Here is a 19,708-nt window from a genome sequence, read left to right on the forward strand (position 1 = left end):
TGTCGATAAATGATATTGATGAAACGCATTTGAAATCATCCGTACCATGCTGATTATCTTGTCAGAGAAGAATTACTTTTTCCGAACTTCATGTACAGGGAGGGTAACAGCATTAAATTCAGCATCGTCGAAGTCACCAGGCCGCCAAACATCACAATGGCTAATGGATACTCAATTTCGTGCCCTGGCCGATTGCCGCTGATAATCAAAGGCAGCAGTGCCAGGCCGGTAGCCAGGGCTGTCATCAGGATAGGTAACAGCCGCTCCTGAGCACCGCGCATGATAAGCTCCAGCCCAAATGGCATACCTTCAACCTGCTGCAGATGACGGTAATGACTTAGCAACATGATGCCGTTTCTGGCAGCGATACCTATCACGGTGACCAGGCCGACAACTGAGCCCAGCGACATGGTACCGCCACTGATAAATAACGCAATCACGCTACCCACCAGCGCAAACGGTAAGGTTGCAAACGCCATCAATGACAAACGCATGGATTTAAAGTCGCTGTACAGCACCAGGAAAATACCGATCAAGGCCAGCATGCCAAAGCTATACAACCTGAAACTGGCTTCTTTCTGGGTCTGATACTCACCCAGTAAAACAGGGTAATAACCTTGCGGAAAAGCCATCGCTTTTACTCTGCTTTCCACTTGCTGCGCAACTTCGCTCAGTGACTTGCCTTTCACATTGGCTGTGATATCGATCCTGCGAGAAGCAGATTCTCTTTTAATCTCGTTCGCCATCGGTACGATCTGAATATCGGCGACATCTTTCAGCCTGACCTGTTGCCCTATTGGCGTATCTAAAGCAAGGTTACTGATGGCTGCGAGGTCGGTTCTGCTTTGCGCTGTGCTCCAGACCAGCACATCAACACGTCTCTGATTTTCATAGATTTCACCGGCTTTAAAACCCTTTAGCAAAGTGGTCGTGATGCGCCTGACCTGCCCGGCTGTTAATCCGTATTGAGCCAGCGCACGCTCTTTCAACCGGATTTCAACCTGGGGCACCAATGTCTGCGATTCCACTTTTAAGTCAGCAATGCCATCAATACCTGCAATGGCAGTTTCTACCGCATGCGCCTGATCTCTCAACACTTCGATATCCGGCCCAAATACGCGCACAACAATACTTGAGCTGGTTCCGGTTAACACTTCTTTGCTTCGTTCTTTAAGATAGGTTTGCACATCTGTAAAAATGCCGGCGTAGCCATTCATGACTTTCTGGATCTGGCCCAAGGCTTGATCATAATCAACCTTGTCATCCAGGCTGATCCACAACTCGGTGAAGTTAGGCCCAACCACCTCATCCGCGACTTCAGCCCGTCCAATATGGGAGCCAAAGTTTTTAACACCGGGAATCGCTATCAGGTCTTTATTCGCTCTCAAAGTCATCAAACTCATTTGCTCGAGCGAAGTGCCTGGTCTTTCTACAAAATGCATGAGGAAATCTGTTTCTTTAAACGCTGGCAAAAACTCATGATTAAGTGCCAGTGCACCCAGAGCAGTCCCGGCTAAACTAACCGCAATCATCATCATGGCTTTTTTAGGACACGTAACAATCTGACTAAGGGAGTTGCTATATTTCTCCTGTAACCAGGCAGCCAACTTCGTATCTTCATGCACCGTTTTTTCATCACGTAACAAGAAGTAGGCAAGCGCGGGTGTCACTGTCATCGCCACCAGTAATGAAGCCGCAATCGCTGAAACATATGCGAGTGCCAACGGCTTAAAGAAAGAACCTGCAATGCCAGTAAGCGCTAACACTGGCAGGAAAATGATGATAACAATCAATGTAGCAAAAACCACCGAGCTCCTCACCTCCAGTGAGGCATTAACGACTACCCGCAATCTGTTTAACGGGCGCTCTAACAGGGCATTTAACTTCAGGCGCCTGGCAATATTTTCCACATCAATAATGGCGTCATCGACCACTTCACCAAGGGCAATCACCAAACCGGCAATCACCATGGTGTTCAAGCCAACACCGAATCCGGTCAACACCAGTACTGCTGCAAATAATGACAACGGTATCGCCGTCAGGCTAATCAAGGCTGCTCTGCGGTCACGCATAAAGGCAAACAATATTGCAGTGACCAGCACGCAACCAATCAACAGCGCGTTGGAAAGATTATGAATAGCGCGCTCGATAAAAGTCGCCGGACGGAAAATATGGGTATCTACCTCAACGCCTTTTAGAGCGGGAGACATCTCGGCAATCGCTGCTTCCACGCGACGGGTAACATCCAGCGTATTAGCCCCCAATTGTTTTTCAACGATCAATAATAGGCCTTCACGACCATTGATAATGGCATTGCCTATCATGGGTGGCGAACCCACCTGCACATGTGCAACATCAGAGATTTTAATAGGCGTGGCGCTACGGTAGTCAATCATCGCTTCCGAAAGTTTGACCGGGTCTACTTTGTTACCTTGATAACGCACAGATAAACGCTGATTGGGAGTGTCTAAAAAACCACCTGAATCTAGTGCAGTAGCATCAACCGCCGCCCGCGAAACCTGGTCTACAGTTACTTTCGCACTACGCAACCGATCAGGATCTATCAGCACTTGCAGCTGCTTGTCTTTTTGTCCCCAGATAGCCACATTGGCAACGCCTGGGATGGACATGATTTTTGGGCGCATGGTCCACAGCGCTAATTGTGTGACTTCCATCTGCGACATGCTGGATGAACTCAAACCGATTTTCATCACCCTGGATAGTGAAGACAAGGATTGCAACATCACCGGCGGCCTTGAAAGCGCTGGCAGCGTTGGCGTCACCATCGCCAGTCGCTCTTGCACAAACTGACGTGCATCTTTGAGGTTACTGCCCGGCTCTAGCAACAGAACAACTGAAGATAAACCTAGAACCGATTTGGACCTGATGGCAGTCATATGCGGCATGCCATTAAGTGCATTTTCTAACGGCATGGAAATCAGCGTCTCAACTTCTTCTGTAGACAAGCCCTGCACTTCAGTCTGGATTTCTATCTTGGGCGGGGCAAATTCAGGGAACACATCCAATGGCGCCTGATACACATTTTTAGCACCAACGATGACTAATAGAATCGCCAAAGCAATCACAATGACTCTTGCTTCAACCGCAAATGTAATGATCTTTTTAAACATAATGTGCTACTTCGAGTATCCGGTTTCGAGCGCAAATAACTCCTGTGCCCCTTGATCGACAATGTCTTTACCTTGCTGAGGCCCTTGTTCCAGCGCGGCATCCGCACCAATCACATGATTCAACATCACACGTTTGCGGTTATAGGTCTTGGCAGCCGTTTTCTCGTATACCCAGGTATTGCCGTAGATATCAAAAATGACCGAACTCCACGGAATAATGTCGAACATCGCCTGGCCTTTCATTTTGAGTTCCACACTCACTCTCTGCCCTGGGGTAAAAGCTGAAGAAGCATTATTCAGTTCATGATAAACATCCACTGTGAGGGTGTTTAAGACAGAACTTGGCGGTGCAGTAATGGGCAGCGCGACAAACTGCGGTGACTTTTGATTGCTGAAGTTTTGCACCACTGCACTGTCATGGCTAAGCATCTGGTCGATATCGCCGACAGGTACTGCTGTGCGTATCCAGGCTTTTGACTGGTTAGACACAACAAACAAAATTGCGCCGGCGGATACCACTTGGCCCGTCTGGAAATTCAGTGCGGTCACAATTCCATTTTCCGGTGCTGCAATAATCGTTTTGGTGCCCTGATTGGCCAGCGAGCGTATGATTAATTGCTGGCGTTGCTTAAGTGCACTTAAGGTATCGTTGGCCTGGTCGTGAGCAGCTTGCGCTTCCTGCACGTTACGCAGGCTTCCCGCTTTATCCTCCAGCAGTTTTTGCGCACGATTCAATGCAATCCTTGTGATATTCACCTGTGTTTCCGCATTGCTGATCTGGCCTTTCATATCCGTCAAACTTATCTCGAGATTGGTTTTAGTCTCGGGTGCCAGCATCGGGGTAAGTTCCAGAATAGCCTGGCCTTTTCTGACCGTAGCGCCAGGACGACCGAACTTACCTATCGAGGTCACCGTACCGGTAAAAGGTGCCTGTATCATTAATGCCTTGTCACTAGGAATAATCACTTCGCCACTGTAAATCCGCGTTTTGGAAATGGAACGACGCTCTACTCTAGCCGTACTGATCCCCAATCTTTTTTCGGCAGTTTCCGAGAGGGTAATATTGTTCAGTGACGCCTCTTTCACTGGCGTAGAAATGGTGGCATTGCCTGACTTCTCAGAAGAAACATCAGCACTACCGGCATCTGAATACTGGTTCCAGCAGATGCCTAATACGGCTATCAGGGCGAATGAAAATTTAGGGTTCTTTAAAGCGGAAAATATTATCTGTTTGTTTATCATGATTTTTATGCATCAGGTTATTGACCTAAAGATGGACTGGTAGCGGCTACGCCACTGAATTGCACAGGCTGGTTTTTGCTGGAAAGCTGGTTACCGCTTCCTCTGTCCATTTCTGCCCAGGCTTTGTAAATGGCGCCATTCAAGATGGCTTCCTGCAATCGGGCATCTATCAGCTGCTTGCTGCTTTCCAGCATGGTCAGGTAAGAGATATCGCCTTTTTCATAAGCAGTCCTGGCTGACTCGATGGCTAGCTCGGCTAGTGGTTTGAGTTGCTGGGTAAGAATGTTCAGCTCGGTGCAACTCTGTTGATAGCGTATAAATTGCTGACGCAATTCTGTTTGCGCTTGTTGAATCAAAACCTGTCGCTGTCTCTCCGCCTTTTCAATTTCGGAAGTGGCGCGATTGATGTTGCCTTGGTTCTGATTAAAGACTGGCACCGTGACTTTTACCGCAGGGCTCAGCACATTGCCGCTATTGCCACTGGTAGCATCACCAATACCCAGCAAGCGCAACCAGCCGAATCTGGAGAGTTTTTCCTTAGCCTGGCTAGACTCGATACTTGAATTGGCTGCTAGCAAATCAGGGCGGTTTTGCAGCGTAGCAGCAATGACTTTTTCAATATCAAACCCTTGAGTTTCACAGCCCGGATAAGCTTCTGTTTTGATTTTCAGGGATGATGCATGCTCCTGCAGACCCAGCAGCAGTAATAGCTTTTGTTCTGCAAATTGCACCTCATAATCTGCGCGCTTTTCATTCTGGGTAGCACGTGCAGCATCCACACGCGCCAGTAATGCTTCAGGTTCAGCAATATCACCCACTTCCAACCTTTTATCGGTCAGCGCAGTTATTTCACCTCTCAATGTCTTGGATTGGTTCTGGATTTTCTGCTGCAAACGTAACGCTTGCAAATCGATAGCTGCCTGGCGAACATCCCGGATCAAATCCAGCCCGGCTTGCTGGATAGTATTACTTACGCGCTTTGCCTCAGCTTCGGATACTTTCAATTTCATTGGTCGTAACCAGAGTGCTTCTATCGGTAAATCCAGTGCGTATTTGAACGGTTTATCCGGCACCTGAAAGCTGTACATTAATTCTGGGTTAGGCAACAAGCCTGCTTGCTCGAGGTCAGCTTGCGCGATCTTCATATCCACCAGCAATGTTTTGAAATTGGCGTTATTCCACAAGGCAAGGAGCGCTAGTTTGTTTATATCCAGCTCACTGTCTAAATCAACGCCCTCCGGTAAGGTGAACCCGGCAATAGGTGTACTGGCAGGCAAGTGCATGCCAGTGCGCTGCTCTAAATCTTTTGAAATGGTGGCGCTGCTGTATTTGTTCATCCCGGTTGTGCAGGCACTTAAACTGAGGATGATTGCCAGGCTGGCAACCCTTTTTTTATTTAGATTCATGCTGAATAACCCACACAAATTGGGAATGACACTGCGAACACATTCCCTGGAAAATCTTTCCGTGATGACACTTTGATAATGCCTTGATGTTGCGCGATGACATCTTTCACTATTGCCAATCCAAGTCCGCTTCCGCTCATACCATTGCTGTGAGCACCACGGTAAAAACGCTCAAAAATCTTTTGTTTTTCAGCTTCAGGAATGCGCTCGGCACCGTCTTGAACTTCGATCACAACGCTGGCATCAGTGGCATAAGTCATCACGTCAATCTTGCTACCGACCGCCGAGTATCTGATGGCGTTATCAATCAGGTTACGCACGACGATGCCTAACGCTTCAGCATTGCCATTAAGGTAAAGCGGTTCGGTACCATAGAAGCCAACGTCGATATTCTTAGCCGCTGCTTGATCAAGGTGATCTTCAAGAACAGGTTTTACGATCTGGTTTAGCTCGATAACCGTTTGCTGTTTGGCATTTTCTGACCCTAATCTCGCTAACGTGAGTAACTGCGCGACCAGCATACTTGCCCGTGCGATCCCTTTTTGCAATGTGCTCACTGCATCAATGCGTTCCTGCTCGGTTTTACAGCGGGCAAGCACATCAATCTGCAATTGCAAGGCGGCCAGTGGCGTCCTTAATTCATGTGCAGCATTCGCTGTGAAATGACGTTGCAAAGCGATCGCGTTTTCAAGGCGGGTTAGCAGATTATTTAACTCACTAATCACCGGCTGGACTTCTATCGGCGTGACGTCTAAATCCAGAGGTTCCAGACTGGAAGCTGAACGTGATTGAATGGCTTTAGAAATGCGGTCTAAAGGTTTGAGGCTTCTGCCAACCGCAAACCAGATGAACAACCCTATCAAAGGGATTTGTAGTAATAACGGTAGCAACAAACCTTTGGCCAGTGACCAGATATACAGATGACGGGCTTCCTGAGGCTGGGCGACTTGAATAAGCCCTTGTTCACTCTCGAGTGCCAACACGCGCCACTTCTGTTGCTCATAGTAAATAGTAAAAAATTCCCTGTTAGTTTGTCGTGGAAATTTGATTAACGGGTGTGTGGTGTAAACGACTTCGCCGGTTTTATTCCAGACTTGTATCAAAAACTCTTCTTCCTCCACAATGGCCTGCTGATGCGCATGATTGTGGTCAGGAACGATTGAAGAATTCTTAGGCGCGGAAATATCCAGCTGGGTACTGATGACTGCGGCTAATGCTTTCATATTGCTGTCGTATAGCTCATTGATTTCCTGGGCAGACTTTTTATAAAGAAATAAAGCCACCAGCAATGTGCCTACAGAGAGCGCCAAGATCAGCGACAGCAACAAATAACGACGAATCGACTTCATGATTTTTTAACCCTGTATCCCATGCCGCGGATATTAATGATGGATTCTGAACCCAGTTTTTTTCGCAACTGGTGAATATGAAATTCCACCGCATTACTTTCCACTTCTTCCTGCCAGCCGTAGAGTCGCTCTTCAAGTTGGGCTCGTGACCACACTTTGCCCGGGGTTTCCAGCAACGCATGTATCACTGCATATTCACGTGCAGAAAGTGGAAATGACTCGTCACGGAAGTGCAGCGTTTTATTAGTGGTATTCAGTGAAATTTCACCATTGGATAATTTCGAATCGCTATGCCCGGTAGTCCGGCGCAGCAATGCACGGATACGCGCTTCTAACTCAGCTACTGCAAATGGCTTCACCAGGTAATCGTCGGCACCTGCATTCAAGCCAGCGACTCGGTCATCAATCGCATCCCGGGCTGTGAGGATAAGCACCGGACTCGCCACCTTCGCCAAGCGCATATTTTTCAATACCGCCAGGCCACTCATGTCCGGCAACCCTAAATCCAGCAGCACTAACTCATAAGTGTCTGTCTTGAGTGCCTGATCGCCACTCTTGCCATCCTGGCACCAGTTCACTGCATAGCCTTCGTTTTTGAGAAATTGACTCAAACTCTGTCCGATCATCAGATCGTCTTCTATCAGTAATATTTTCATAATGTGCTTTCGCTGCAATACATAGCTTTGATTAATCATAGCCAATGTAGAGTTCATGGCGCCCAGATTACCCAAGCAATCTTATGTGAACCTTATAGATAAATATTCTTCTTTAAAAATGTTAAATGCGGCCTATGCTGCACGTATATTAAAAAGTTATTGCTTAAATGATTTGAATTGCCATTTTTTGAGTCTATTAAAATTTAGTGATATGGTCCTATGCTATTAGTATCTCCGTGTGCCCGCTAACTCCGAGTAAAACCCATGATCTCAACGCAATACGCCAGAAGTGTCAGCCTTAAACGGGAGCAAATTAAGTCCTATGAAAGCTATCCGTTTGCTCTTCCGGCTGTCCGGTCCTTGGAGTCATTAGAGCTGCATCCGAAGATCACATTCCTGGTGGGGGAAAATGGCTCGGGGAAATCAACTTTACTCGAAGCGATTGCAGTTTCTTTAGGATTTAATGCGGAAGGCGGGACCAAGAATTTTCGTTTCGGGACACGTGCATCACACTCGCAGTTAAATGAATTTATCCGTGTCGCCAAGGGAACACGGCAACCAAAGGATGGATTCTTTTTACGTGCCGAGAGCTTTTTCAATGTTGCCACCGAGATAGAAAACCTGGATGCAGCCCCTGCATACGGGCCACCGATTATCAATTCTTACGGCGGCCATTCGCTGCATGAGCAATCACACGGTGAGTCATTTCTTGCTTTGATGATGAACCGTTTTGGCGGTAAAGGGCTTTATATTCTGGATGAGCCAGAAGCCGCGCTATCTCCGCAACGACAGTTAGCGGTACTCACGCGCATGCACGACCTGATCAATGATGATTCGCAATTTATCATCGCTACCCACTCGCCAATTCTGATGGCATATCCCGATGCCTGGATATATGCCTGCTCTCCATCCGGACTCACCCGCACTGAATACCGGGACACAGAGCATTATCAAATTACACATGATTTCATCATGCATCCAGAGCGGATGTTAAAGGTACTGTTGAACATTTAATCACTACGCCACCTGGCTCTAACTATCAGTATATTTACTTGCATCAAAAAAGACCCAAAGTGCTCACCTTGAGTCTCAATTTAGGTTTTTGCGTTAGTAATCCTCCGGCCAGTGAATCTAGCGCTGACTCCACCGGCATTTTTCAAGGTGCATGAGTCACCTCTACCACCTCGAGACGCCTGGATTCGCCATTCGGAAATGGCCATTCAATCTCATGACCCACTTTTAAACCAATTAAAGCAGTGCCTACTGGTGAAAATACAGAAATTTTTCCAGACTTGAAATCTGCCTCTTCCGGAAAACACAGCTCAACTTCCCTTTGCAAGCCATTACTTTTATCAAGGTAAATCACCCGTGAATGCATTCTCACGACATTATCAGGCATTTGATCCGCTGACACGACCACAGCTCTGCCTAACTCATCTCGTAACAATGCATCATTTTTAAACAGGGATAAACGTGCATAGTCCTGCTCCGACAATATTAAGTTTTCAGATTCCATATTTCCTGGTCCTCTAATGAATGCTAATCAACCGTTCACGCAAGCCCACAGGATAATCCAGGTAGATATAAAAAATTAGCCTGTTTAATTGCACATGACTGTTTCTTTTATAGCTACAATTCTTTCGTAGAAAAGAAAATAGTTTGGTAGAAATTTAGGGAGAGGCTACAGATTGAATGAACAATACCGGGAAAGAAAACAAACTAAGCATTTTGTTATCTTCCAGTCCCGGCGGGACACTCACTCTTTATCCCAATAAGGTTCTGCGCCAAATCGCTCAGACAAATAGTCAATAAAAACTCGCGTTTTCAACGGTAAGTTTCGTTTGGGCAAATGCAATGCGTAGACATGCTGCTCAATCGGAATATATTCTGACAATACCGATCTTAGCCGCTTGGCCTGGAGGTCTTTACCAATGATAAACGTTGGTAATAACGCCATGCCAAAGCCTCCCAATACCACTTGTGATAAAGCCTCATCATCATTGATACGCAACCTGCCGGATACATTTACTGTCACGGCACCTTCCGGCCCATTGAAACGCCACTGACCTTTATCTCCCGAGTGTATGTAATCCAGACAATTGTGATTGACCAGCTCTTGCGGGGCGATTGGTACTCCGTGGCGCTCGAAGTAGCTTGGCGTTGCACACAAATTTCGCCGGATTGGCGCTAATCTTCTCGCTACCAGACTGAGCGGTAAATCTCTGGTCACGGTAATCACCACATCATAGCCTTCTTCAATCAAATCCACTGATCGATCCGTAATGGTCATGTCGATTTCCAGTTGCGGATATCGATGCATAAACTCGGCAATCGCGGGGGCTATATGCAAGGTGCCAAACGCCACGGAGGCTGCCACTTTAAGCATGCCTCGAGGTTGCGCATTCAGGCTTTCAATCATTTGATGCGCTTCTTCAGCTTCCAGATGGATGCGCGTGCAATAGTCATAAAAACTGGCACCAATTTCGGTCAGGCTAAGGTGCCGGGTACTCCGGTTAAGCAGGCTGGCCCCTAATGCATGCTCCAGCTTGGCTACAGCTTTGCTGACTGAAGATTTGGTCATTCCCATCTTGCGCGAAGCGGCTGAGAAGCTTTGCTCGTTCACCACATTGGCAAAAATAATCATCAGATTCAAATCATACATCCATTGATTGTATCCTATTAGGAAACAGTGCTATGCGATTTGATGGACTTATTTTCTTTACAGAAATGTTTAACATAAGCCTTAGATCAATTATTCAAATAAAGCTTAACCAGGGGATTTGACCATGTATAAAATTTTTTCTGATACCAGATTGTTTATTGTTTCTTATCTTTTGCTGGTTTTGCCAACTTACCTGGCTGATGCTGGCCTTGTCCAGAACGGCTTGTCATTAAATACATTCAATATGACTTCATTACTGTATGTATTGTGTATGGTGGGGATCTGGGGACTATGCCTGGTCAGGGGTGCCATGATAGCCAAAAATTGGCTGGTGCTCATCCCGACAGTTGCGTTTATATTTGATTTGACACCAGCACTGGCCGTGATTTCAGCTGTGCCTTATATATATCACGCACTGGCAATCTTTTTAGGTGCAGTTTCGCCTAGTGTCACTACCAGCGTGGATACCTATGTTTGAAAGCTATGGTGCAAGGTAAATGACATACTGCAAAAAATATCCAGCTGGAGCGGCATGCGTTTAGTGACAAAATAGAAACCTTCCCTGCTCACTCCATTTTCATTCTAGTCTTTATCTAAAAAACGCCTGCTTGATGCTGGCGTTTTTAACATTATTTCAGGCAACTTACTCATCCCTCCACCGAAAGATGGTACAAGTATGACTGTTAATCACTTCCCAATGGCGAGGCAAGCCTTTCCATCGATGTGACTTTTGATTCAGGAAAGATATTGCATTTCAATGAAGGATATATTGAAAATGGATATGCATTAGATCTGATCATTAAAAAGAATGAAATCTCAAAAAACCACCATTTTTATTAATCTGAGCTAATACTTCATGGATGACCGTTTAAATTTACTCATCGCAGAACTTGGTATTTCGACAGAAGCATTAATTGCCAGAGGCATGCAACAGTATGTTGAATCTGAACAGCTGGTGCTTGCCGAAATTGAAACCAGTGGTAGAGAACATTACCTGACTCCCGAAGCCGCAGATGCCTGGAAGAGGATGAAAGCGGCAGCGCTCGGTGAAGGTATTTCTATATATATCGTTTCTGCTTTCCGAAGCATAGACCGGCAAATCGAAATCATCCGCGGTAAATTAGTCAACGGCCAACCGATTAATAAAATCCTCGAGATCAACGCGCCTCCCGGATTCAGCGAGCATCATACCGGCAGAGCCATTGATGTGGCTACTTACGGCGGCCCCATTTTAGAAGTGGAATTCGAACAGACCACAGCCTTTTACTGGCTGCAAAGCCGCGCTAATGACTTTAGTTTTTACTTGTCGTATCCAGCGGGAAATGCATTAGGTTATCAGTACGAGCCTTGGCATTGGTGCTACCAGCCTGCGAATGCTAGCGAATTGGGTTAGCAGAGCGTTAAGTTAGCCAGATTAACCTCTTCAGCTTTTGAAGATAGCGTTTAGTAACCACTCTCAATTCTGTAGAGCAGCTAATTTCAGGGTGAATACTACTTCCGCACTCTCATCATCATAGCTGTAGATAATTTCACCATTGTGAGCCTTCATGATTTCATTCGAAATATACAGGCCCAAGCCCATGCCGGTTTTGTTACGATCATTTTGCTTGGATAAGCGTTTGAAAGGGTCAAACAATATCTTCGTTAATTCAGGATCTATCGCGGCACCTTTGTTTCGTATAGCGAGTGTGATCACGCCTGTGTTATTTTGCAGGATGACCTTGATTGGCGTGCCGATCTCACCATGATGCCGGGCATTACTGATTAAATTGGCAATCACCTGGCTAATCCGGTCAGGATCGACTACCGTGACTATTTCGCAAAGCTCAGAAATAATTTCAGAGCTCGGATAACCGACCCGGTTTTCTTCAATAATCTCGTTCAACAAAGAGGTCAGGTCTGTTTCGACCGGGCTGACTTTTAACCCCATGCCTCCGTGCAGTTTTGCCATATCCATCACATCAGTAATCAAGCGGCTCATTCTCCCTGTAGAGCTTTTGATGCGGGCCCGCATTTTTGAAGAGCCTTCCACGCGTTCCAGGAATTGATTCGCCATACTGATAGAGTTTAGTGGATCCCTTAAATCGTGCCCCAGGATCGCCATCAACTGCGTGCGTAAACGGTTATTCTCGGCACTCTTAGTGTTGGTGACCTTCATCAAATCCAGCTGCAAGTCTTTAGTGACGGATATTTCTGTCTGTGTCCACGCTTCACACTGTCCTTTTACGGTTTCTTTCCACTCATCAAATGAGCCCCGGGGCGTTAACCTGATCCCCAAGGGTCCCACCTTATACTCTTTTTCAGGGAAACCAGACCAGCTGATGGTGTGGACTTTTTCCAGTCGCAGATAAATGATCCAGCTTTGGTTACTTCTATCGATCGAGAAGCCTAACGCACCTGTGAGGCCGTTACCTACAGTGGTAAAAAAAGGAGGTGCTTCCTGGACAGAGCTAAACTGAAAGTAATCTTCTGGTAGACCATCTAACCAGTGAATCAGCTCATTGGCTAATTCAGGGCTGACTTCGAGCGTATTCACGCGGCCATTAAAAGTAATCAATACGGCATCGGCCTGAATGATTTTTTTAAACGAAGCAGCGCTATCCAGCAAGTCCTTAACGTAATCTTCTGAATTGACCAGTTTCAGGGAAAGCTGTGCGCGCTCAACCGAAGCTAACACACTCTGATCGGCCGCCGCCTTGGTTTCCAGCTGGTTAACCGTACTGCCAAGTATCTGGCAAAGTACATCGCCAGCCATGCGCAATGAGTAAGGCACCTGTTTTTTGGACATATGATGACATGCAATCAGCCCCCACAGCCTGCCATTCACGACGATTGAAATACTCATGGATGCACCGACACCCATATTCTGTAAATACTCAATGTGGATAGGTGACACACTGCGCAGTATGCAGTGACTCATGTCTAACAGCGGCTGATTGCCCAAGCTGAGAATGGGTATCGGTGTGCTGGCCACATCCGAGATCAGGCGCAGCGTATTTTCAATATATAGACGTCTCGCCTGGGGAGGGATATCGCTGGCCGGATAATGGCGATTCACAAGAGGTTCAAGATCATCACGTTTTGATTCAGCGACAATGTGTCCGCTATCATCCTGATGGAAAATGTAGGACATGACCCTGTCAAACCCGGTGAGAAGCCTGACTTCATTTGCTGCTGCCTGCATGACTGAAGCAATCGATTTTTGCTGGCGGATAACGTTAAGTGCCTTCTGCACTTTCACCGAAAAAGAAATGGTGTCGTCATCAGCCAGGCTTCTGATTTCAAACTCGGCAATCACGATATCGGCATATGTATGCATTACCAGATCATAAACTCTATGGTCTATCGCATTCAGCTCATGGGTGATCAGTATCGCCTGGCCATTTCTCGCATCTTCCAGATATTGCAGAATATAATCAGCTGCGCCCGGTAACGTTTCAAGATGCAGATTATTTAGCGAACTTGACGGAATGCTTCCCAGAAAGCCGGCCGCATTTTCGCTGAAATAAAGCAAGTCGCCACTAAGCGCAAAACCCAATAAAGCGCCGTTCGGCTGGATAGCACCAGGCGTATGGATGGGTTCTTGATCGCAATTATCCAGCGTTAATTGAGTCATTGTTCTTGAGACATCTCATGCAATTTGATATAGCGCTGGAAAGCCCATACTGAGCCTTGCTGAGCGCTCACCAAGTCGTCTTCAGTCCAGTCATGCGCCTCGAGCTTTTCAATAAATTCTTTCCAGCGGTGCTTGCCATTGTTTTTTGAATCCTGCATAAATTCAATAGGCGCAGCAGGAAACATTTTTGCAGCTTTGTTATAAAGCATCGCGGAACCCAAAGCGGAACCTTTAACAACGTATTCGATCCCCATACAGTAGGCAGCATTCAGCTTGATAGAACTTTCGTTGCTAGGCGCCGGAGAAGTTACTTTGACATTCAGTGCCTGTAAATCACGTTCAAGCAGCTTGAGTAACGCCGTATTGATCTCGCTAAACTCACTCGATGAAAAACTGCTGCGATCAACAAACGCGGCAATTTCAGAAAGCCAGTTTTTGAAACCAAGCAAGTGCTGAGAATAATCTTCAATGGATGGGTATGCAGAGGCTAATGGCAGGCTATTATCTAATTTTGCATGTAATTCTGCTGTGGCTTTCCGTAGCAGGGGTAGCACTGTATCTGAGGCCGTTGTTATCATAGCTATCATGTAATCATAGGATGCTTTACTATTGCAATAATTATTACCACATAGCAAAAAATTGCATTAAATTTGAAACAAGATTGTTACACATTTGGTGCCTTGATGCGCCTATAAATTAGCAAGAAATAAAAACTTTAAACAAGCAGCCACTGGCAAAAAAGGCACATCAATGTTGGTTAGTCATTATCAAACACCACTCGTCATCGCCTCTATCCTTGTTGCCATTTTCGCTTCTTACTTCGCCATCAGTCTGGCCGGGACCATCACAAAATCAGATGCCAAAGCTGCGCGCTGGTGGATAGCCGGTGGTGCATTAGCGATAGGTATCGGCATTTGGGCAATGCATTTCATTGGCATGCTGGCATTTCGCCTGCCTATCCCGCTAGGGTATGACTTCAGCATTACTGTCTTATCACTGGCACTTCCAATCGGCGTATCTGCTTTGGCCTTGTGGCAAGCCAGCCGGCCGGAGCTATCCGTTAAAAGCCTGGTTGTCAGCGCGCTTTTGATGGGGGCTGGCATTACTGCCATGCATTACACCGGTATGGCGGCCATGCGGATGCAACCCGGCATTGTTTATGACCCTTTATTGTTTGTTACATCAGCCTTTATCGCGGTGAGCGCTTCTGGTGCAGCCATGTGGATTGCATTCCGATTACGGCAAGGTACTAAAAATATTATGCTCACGCGATTTTGTGCAGCTGTGGTGATGGGCTCGGCCATTGTGGGTATGCACTACACTGGAATGGCCGCAGCAGAGTTTCCGCTGGGAAGTATCTGTATGGCGGCAACGGATGGCGTCAGCCAGGATAGTTTGGCACTCATCGTCATCATCGCTACCTTTGGCATCTTCACGATTGCGATGACAGCATCATTGTTCAATGCCAGGCTTGAATCACGATCCCAGATTTTAGCGCTGGTGCAATCAACCTCAGATGAGCGCCAGGATTTGTTGCAGCGTGAGCAAACAGCGCGTCATCTAGCAGATAATCTAGGCCTTCAAAATGAACAGTTGCTGAAAAGCTCAGAAGAGCGCAAACGTCTTTACGAGACTATCCTCAATACCATCCCAGATTTTGTTTATATTTTTGAATTTGGCGAGGTGCATCATCATTTTGCCTATGCCAATGAAGAGCTCTTGAAACTATTTGGCCGTACCTATGAAGAAACCGTCGGCAAGACCTTCCTGGAACTTGGCTATGAACCCTGGCATGCTGAAATGCATGATAAGGAAATCGATACTGTACGCACTACTAAAAAGCCATTGCGTGGTGAAGTCTTTTTTGATGGCGCCTTTGGCCGGCGCATGTATGACTACATTTTTGTGCCGGTATTTGATGAGCAAGGCGAGGTCAAGTGTGTGGCAGGTACGACCCGTGATGTAACTGACCGCTACAATGTGAGGGAAGCACTTAAAGAGAACGAAATCGTGTTAAGGCAGAGCGAGAAGGCCCTGCGCGAAGCAGATATGCGCAAGGATGATTTTCTTGCCATGCTGGCGCATGAGTTGAGAAATCCTTTGGCACCGATCAGCGCCGCTGCCCACATCATGTCTTTAAGCAACTTTGATGAAGCAAGAGTCAGGAATTCCACCGAGATCATTCAACGCCAGGTAAAACATATGGTAGGGCTGGTCGATGATTTACTAGATGTATCCAGAGTGAACAGAGGCCTGGTCATCATTGAAAATTCACCTCAAGACATGCTGGCCGTGATTTCGGATTCAGTTGAACAAGTGAAGCCTTTAATCGACTCAAAACAGCAAACGCTTTCCCTTCAGATCGAATCAAGACCCGTCAGTGTGTTAGGCGATTTCAAACGCTTAGTCCAGGTGGTATCCAACCTGCTCAATAACGCTGCGAAATATACACCCGCGCAAGGCAATATCAGTTTGAGCCTGGAAACCGCCGACGACCAAGTCACTATCACGATCACAGATGATGGTATTGGTATTATCCCCGAGGACCAGAAACTGATTTTTGACTTGTTTGCCCAGGCAAAACGTAGCTCCGATCGATCACAAGGCGGATTAGGGCTGGGCTTGGCATTGGTTAAAACCCTGGTTCAGCTTCACGACGGCACGGTCAGCTGCCACAGTGAAGGTTTGGGATCAGGTAGCCAATTCACTATCAGGCTTCCTTTACACGCAAAAGAAAGTGCTGCAGCTTAAAGCAATTAAAGGACTCCAAAGGCGGTTTCTGGTTTATTAACATTCGCTTAGGAAGCTAGCGTGAGTACACAAAAAAAATAAGCCGTCGCAATACCCTTTCTCTGGATGCCCTAAATTTTTTCCTGGCGGATGTCCGCGATGGATTAGGCCCTTACCTGGCCATCTATTTACTGGCAGTACACCACTGGGAACCAGCCAGCATTGGCTTTGTAATGACGCTTGCCGGTGTGACGGCGCTAGTCACGCAAATACCCGCTGGCGCCCTGCTTGATAAAACACATAGCAAACGTGCAGTCATCGTCATTGCCGCCTTACTGGTGACTATCAGCAGCGTCATTCTTCCGTTCATAAGCACATTCAGTTTGGTGGCGCTCACACAAGCGATTAGTGCACTCTCTGCATCTGTATTCGCACCGGCCATCGCTGCTATCTCGCTAGGGATCACTGGCCCACGTGCATTCACACAAAGAACCGGCCGCAATGAAACCTTTAACCATGCAGGTAATGCCGTTGCCGCCCTGCTGGCAGGTGTCTTCGCTTATTTCTTTGGTCCAGTCTTCGTCTTTTATTTAATGGGCGCCATGGCGATCGGTAGTGTAATTTCTGTCAGTTTTATCTCTGCAGATGAAATTGATCACAACCTGGCGAGAGGTTCAATTCCCAGTCCGTCATCAGATACAGAACATGCTTCAGGGTTGCGAGTGTTGCTCACTAACAAATCGCTAATCACTTTCGCCGTTTGTTGTGCATTGTTTCACCTGTCTAATGCGGCCATGCTGCCACTTGTCAGCCAGAAGCTGGCCCAGATTAACTTACAGATGGCGACGCCATTAACATCCGCCTGTATCGTTGCCGCACAGCTGGTGATGGTGCCTATGGCGATGCTGGTGGGTGCTAAAGCGGATACATGGGGTCGCAAACCTTTATTGCTTGCCGGATTTCTGATACTCCCGCTACGTGGCGTGCTTTACATCTTGTCTGACGACCCGTACTGGTTAGTGGGGGTGCAGTTGCTGGATGGCATAGGCGCCGGCATCTTTGGTGCGCTGTTCCCTATCATTGTGAAAGACCTCACCCAAGGGACCGGAAGATTTAATGTCAGCCTGGGTGCACTCTCCACTGTATTTGGATTGGGCGCGGCGCTCAGCCCCGGCGTGGCGGGTCTAGTACTACAGGAGGCAGGCTATAACGCAGCCTTCCTCACCCTTGCGGCAATTGCCACGACGGCATTTGCTTTGCTATTGCTGGCCATGCCCGAGACCAAGGATTTTTCTGAAGAAGATACGTTCGCGGAAGACAATAACTTTAGGTCAAATTAATATCTGCAACTAAACGATTTCTACATTGTGCTGACAGTCAGTAGTACCAATTTGCAGGAAGCATTGCTATGTTCCTGGTGAAGCGCTTGCAAAAGCTATCTAACTTTAAAACGATAGACCAACATTTCGATATTCGAGAATAAAGCTCACATCGTCCTATAAAACCTCTGATTAACTCCCTTGCTTTACCCAAAAAAAATTTATAGAATGGATAGACAGACCTGTCTGAACATTTAATGAGCAATTTCATATAGGTGCTGTTATCAGGTTTGAACTAGCCGATTTTGGTGATGGGTTTTATAACTAAAGATATCAAGGGGAAATAAAATGAATGAAGATAAACATGCCGGTAATGTGATTTTATTAAGAACAGCCTGTATTACATTACTAACCGGGTTGGTGCTTGCATGGTGCCTGGTCATGACCAGAGGCATGAAAATTCCTTACATGCTGAATATATTCACCAGCACAGAAAACCTTCTCTCTGGCCACCTGGACTATTTAATGATGACCATGTTGTTATTAGGTTTTTACGCATCAAAAATCAGGTTGCCCAAGTTTGTTATTTGGCCTATGGCACTAGGTTCAATAGGTAATCCAACGGCGTTTTTAATATTGGCCATAGACCCAAAAATTCATTCACTGCCATATATCTTGTTCCTCTATACAACACTCTCTTTAACTACTTTTGGGTTTGGGATGGCTGCAATTAAAGTCCTTAGATACTCCCTGAAATAAACTATCTCTACAGTAGGGCAATAGAAGCGGGGGCTTAAGCGATGGGCATTGATATTAAAAACTCGAATACACAATATGGTCTGATAGCCAGGATTTTGCATTGGACGAGTGTGGCGATGCTCTTAGCTATCATAGTAATCGCTAGTCAATTTTCGGATTTAGCTCCCGGCCCTGAAAAGCTGGAGCTCACTTCCAGCCACTCATCTTTAGGCATTTTGTTGCTCTTTTTGATGATCACCAGATTGACATGGCGAAATCTGAATCCTAACCCTATTCATTCGTACAGCATCAAACCGTGGCAAAAGCTGGTGGCGATTTCCCTGCACAGATCAATCTACATCATCATCATTACGCAATGTCTTTTAGGGCTATTGATGTTGCTAACCAGCGGCGAAACATTTCATTTTTTTGATGTATTTACATTACCTCCCCTGCTTGAGCAAACATCTCCTCTTCACGAAACGGCATTAGGTTTTCACTATTTAATTTCGGTGATGATTTATCCCTTGTTTGCTATCCACATTACTGCAGCTATCTACCATCAAATTTTTGGATTGGTAGAAGAGAGTTAATCAGCAAACAGAAATTCCAAGGCTCTCCAGGTAAGTAGTCTCCTACGTATAAATAAGAGTGTGTCGGATATGTTTGAAAATGGGTTCGTTATTAAATAACTACACGTTCTAAATTTAAATATTTAGCCCCCATATTCAATTGTTTAAAGGATCTAAAATGAAAAAATTATTATTTTTACTAGCTTTGTCAGCCATTGCCCGCAAAGTAATGGCTAAAGTTAAAAACGAGCCATCTGCTTCTCCTGATCTGAGATCATAAGAGTCTA

Annotated in this window: 16 protein-coding genes; 7 read left to right on the forward strand and 9 right to left on the reverse strand. The window is 46.3% G+C overall.

Annotated elements, in window-relative coordinates; genetic code table 11:
* Positions 1-53: 53 nt before the first annotated feature.
* Genes ASG34_RS06830 through ASG34_RS06850 form a run of 5 tightly spaced genes read right to left on the reverse strand, consistent with a single transcriptional unit; the run spans position 54 to position 7,784 of the window.
* Positions 54-3,131, reverse strand: coding sequence for an efflux RND transporter permease subunit (locus ASG34_RS06830; protein WP_055828457.1), 3,078 nt, complete (start codon positions 3,129-3,131; stop codon positions 54-56).
* A gap of 6 nt (positions 3,132-3,137) precedes the next feature.
* On the reverse strand, positions 3,138-4,373 hold the full coding sequence (locus ASG34_RS06835; protein ID WP_055828459.1) for an efflux RND transporter periplasmic adaptor subunit: 1,236 nt from the start codon (positions 4,371-4,373) through the stop codon (positions 3,138-3,140).
* 17 nt (positions 4,374-4,390) lie between these two features.
* Positions 4,391-5,779, reverse strand: a complete 1,389-nt coding sequence (locus ASG34_RS06840) for a TolC family protein (RefSeq protein WP_055828462.1) — start codon at positions 5,777-5,779, stop codon at positions 4,391-4,393.
* Positions 5,776-7,128, reverse strand: a complete 1,353-nt coding sequence (locus ASG34_RS06845; RefSeq protein WP_055828465.1) for an ATP-binding protein — start codon at positions 7,126-7,128, stop codon at positions 5,776-5,778. Before ASG34_RS06845 ends, ASG34_RS06840 begins: the two co-directional genes overlap by 4 nt.
* Positions 7,125-7,784 carry a response regulator gene (locus ASG34_RS06850; protein ID WP_055829150.1) on the reverse strand — a complete coding sequence of 220 codons (660 nt, stop codon included), beginning with the start codon at positions 7,782-7,784 and terminating at the stop codon, positions 7,125-7,127. Before ASG34_RS06850 ends, ASG34_RS06845 begins: the two co-directional genes overlap by 4 nt.
* A 264-nt stretch (positions 7,785-8,048) precedes the next feature.
* Here ASG34_RS06850 and ASG34_RS06855 point away from each other — a divergent pair, with 264 nt between their 5' ends.
* Complete coding sequence (locus ASG34_RS06855; RefSeq protein ID WP_055828468.1) at positions 8,049-8,798, forward strand: AAA family ATPase; 750 nt, start codon at positions 8,049-8,051, stop codon at positions 8,796-8,798.
* A gap of 142 nt (positions 8,799-8,940) precedes the next feature.
* On the opposite strand, the gene rnk is transcribed toward ASG34_RS06855, so the two are convergent.
* Complete coding sequence (rnk, locus tag ASG34_RS06860) at positions 8,941-9,300, reverse strand: nucleoside diphosphate kinase regulator (RefSeq protein ID WP_055828471.1); 360 nt, start codon at positions 9,298-9,300, stop codon at positions 8,941-8,943.
* A gap of 240 nt (positions 9,301-9,540) precedes the next feature.
* On the reverse strand, positions 9,541-10,446 hold the full coding sequence (locus ASG34_RS06865; protein WP_055828474.1) for a LysR family transcriptional regulator: 906 nt from the start codon (positions 10,444-10,446) through the stop codon (positions 9,541-9,543).
* A gap of 124 nt (positions 10,447-10,570) precedes the next feature.
* Here ASG34_RS06865 and ASG34_RS06870 point away from each other — a divergent pair, with 124 nt between their 5' ends.
* Together ASG34_RS06870 and ASG34_RS06875 are read left to right on the forward strand one after the other, a co-directional pair.
* Complete coding sequence (locus tag ASG34_RS06870) at positions 10,571-10,924, forward strand: hypothetical protein (RefSeq protein ID WP_055828477.1); 354 nt, start codon at positions 10,571-10,573, stop codon at positions 10,922-10,924.
* Between the two features lie 378 nt (positions 10,925-11,302).
* Positions 11,303-11,839, forward strand: coding sequence for a M15 family metallopeptidase (locus tag ASG34_RS06875; RefSeq protein ID WP_055828480.1), 537 nt, complete (start codon positions 11,303-11,305; stop codon positions 11,837-11,839).
* 63 nt (positions 11,840-11,902) lie between these two features.
* On the opposite strand, the gene ASG34_RS06880 is transcribed toward ASG34_RS06875, so the two are convergent.
* A complete protein-coding gene (locus ASG34_RS06880; RefSeq protein WP_055828483.1) occupies positions 11,903-14,062 on the reverse strand; it encodes an ATP-binding protein in 2,160 nt (719 codons plus the stop codon).
* Positions 14,059-14,649, reverse strand: coding sequence for a biliverdin-producing heme oxygenase (locus ASG34_RS06885; protein WP_082504826.1), 591 nt, complete (start codon positions 14,647-14,649; stop codon positions 14,059-14,061). The genes ASG34_RS06880 and ASG34_RS06885 overlap by 4 nt, the downstream gene beginning before the upstream one ends.
* Before the next feature lie 163 nt (positions 14,650-14,812).
* On the opposite strand from ASG34_RS06885, the gene ASG34_RS06890 reads away from it, so the two are divergent.
* The 4 genes from ASG34_RS06890 (at position 14,813) to ASG34_RS06905 (ending at position 19,442) form a co-directional block, all read left to right on the forward strand.
* Positions 14,813-16,813, forward strand: a complete 2,001-nt coding sequence (locus tag ASG34_RS06890; RefSeq protein WP_055828489.1) for an MHYT domain-containing protein — start codon at positions 14,813-14,815, stop codon at positions 16,811-16,813.
* 101 nt (positions 16,814-16,914) lie between these two features.
* Positions 16,915-18,132 (forward strand): MFS transporter, encoded by a 1,218-nt coding sequence (locus tag ASG34_RS06895; RefSeq protein WP_255352320.1) that lies wholly within the window; start codon positions 16,915-16,917, stop codon positions 18,130-18,132.
* Between the two features lie 327 nt (positions 18,133-18,459).
* A complete protein-coding gene (locus ASG34_RS06900; RefSeq protein ID WP_055828495.1) occupies positions 18,460-18,870 on the forward strand; it encodes a hypothetical protein in 411 nt (136 codons plus the stop codon).
* 41 nt (positions 18,871-18,911) lie between these two features.
* Positions 18,912-19,442, forward strand: a complete 531-nt coding sequence (locus ASG34_RS06905) for a cytochrome b (protein WP_055828504.1) — start codon at positions 18,912-18,914, stop codon at positions 19,440-19,442.
* Positions 19,443-19,708 lie beyond the last annotated feature (266 nt).

This window comes from Methylophilus sp. Leaf416 (assembly GCF_001424665.1).
Classification (GTDB): Bacteria; Pseudomonadota; Gammaproteobacteria; order Burkholderiales; family Methylophilaceae; genus Methylophilus.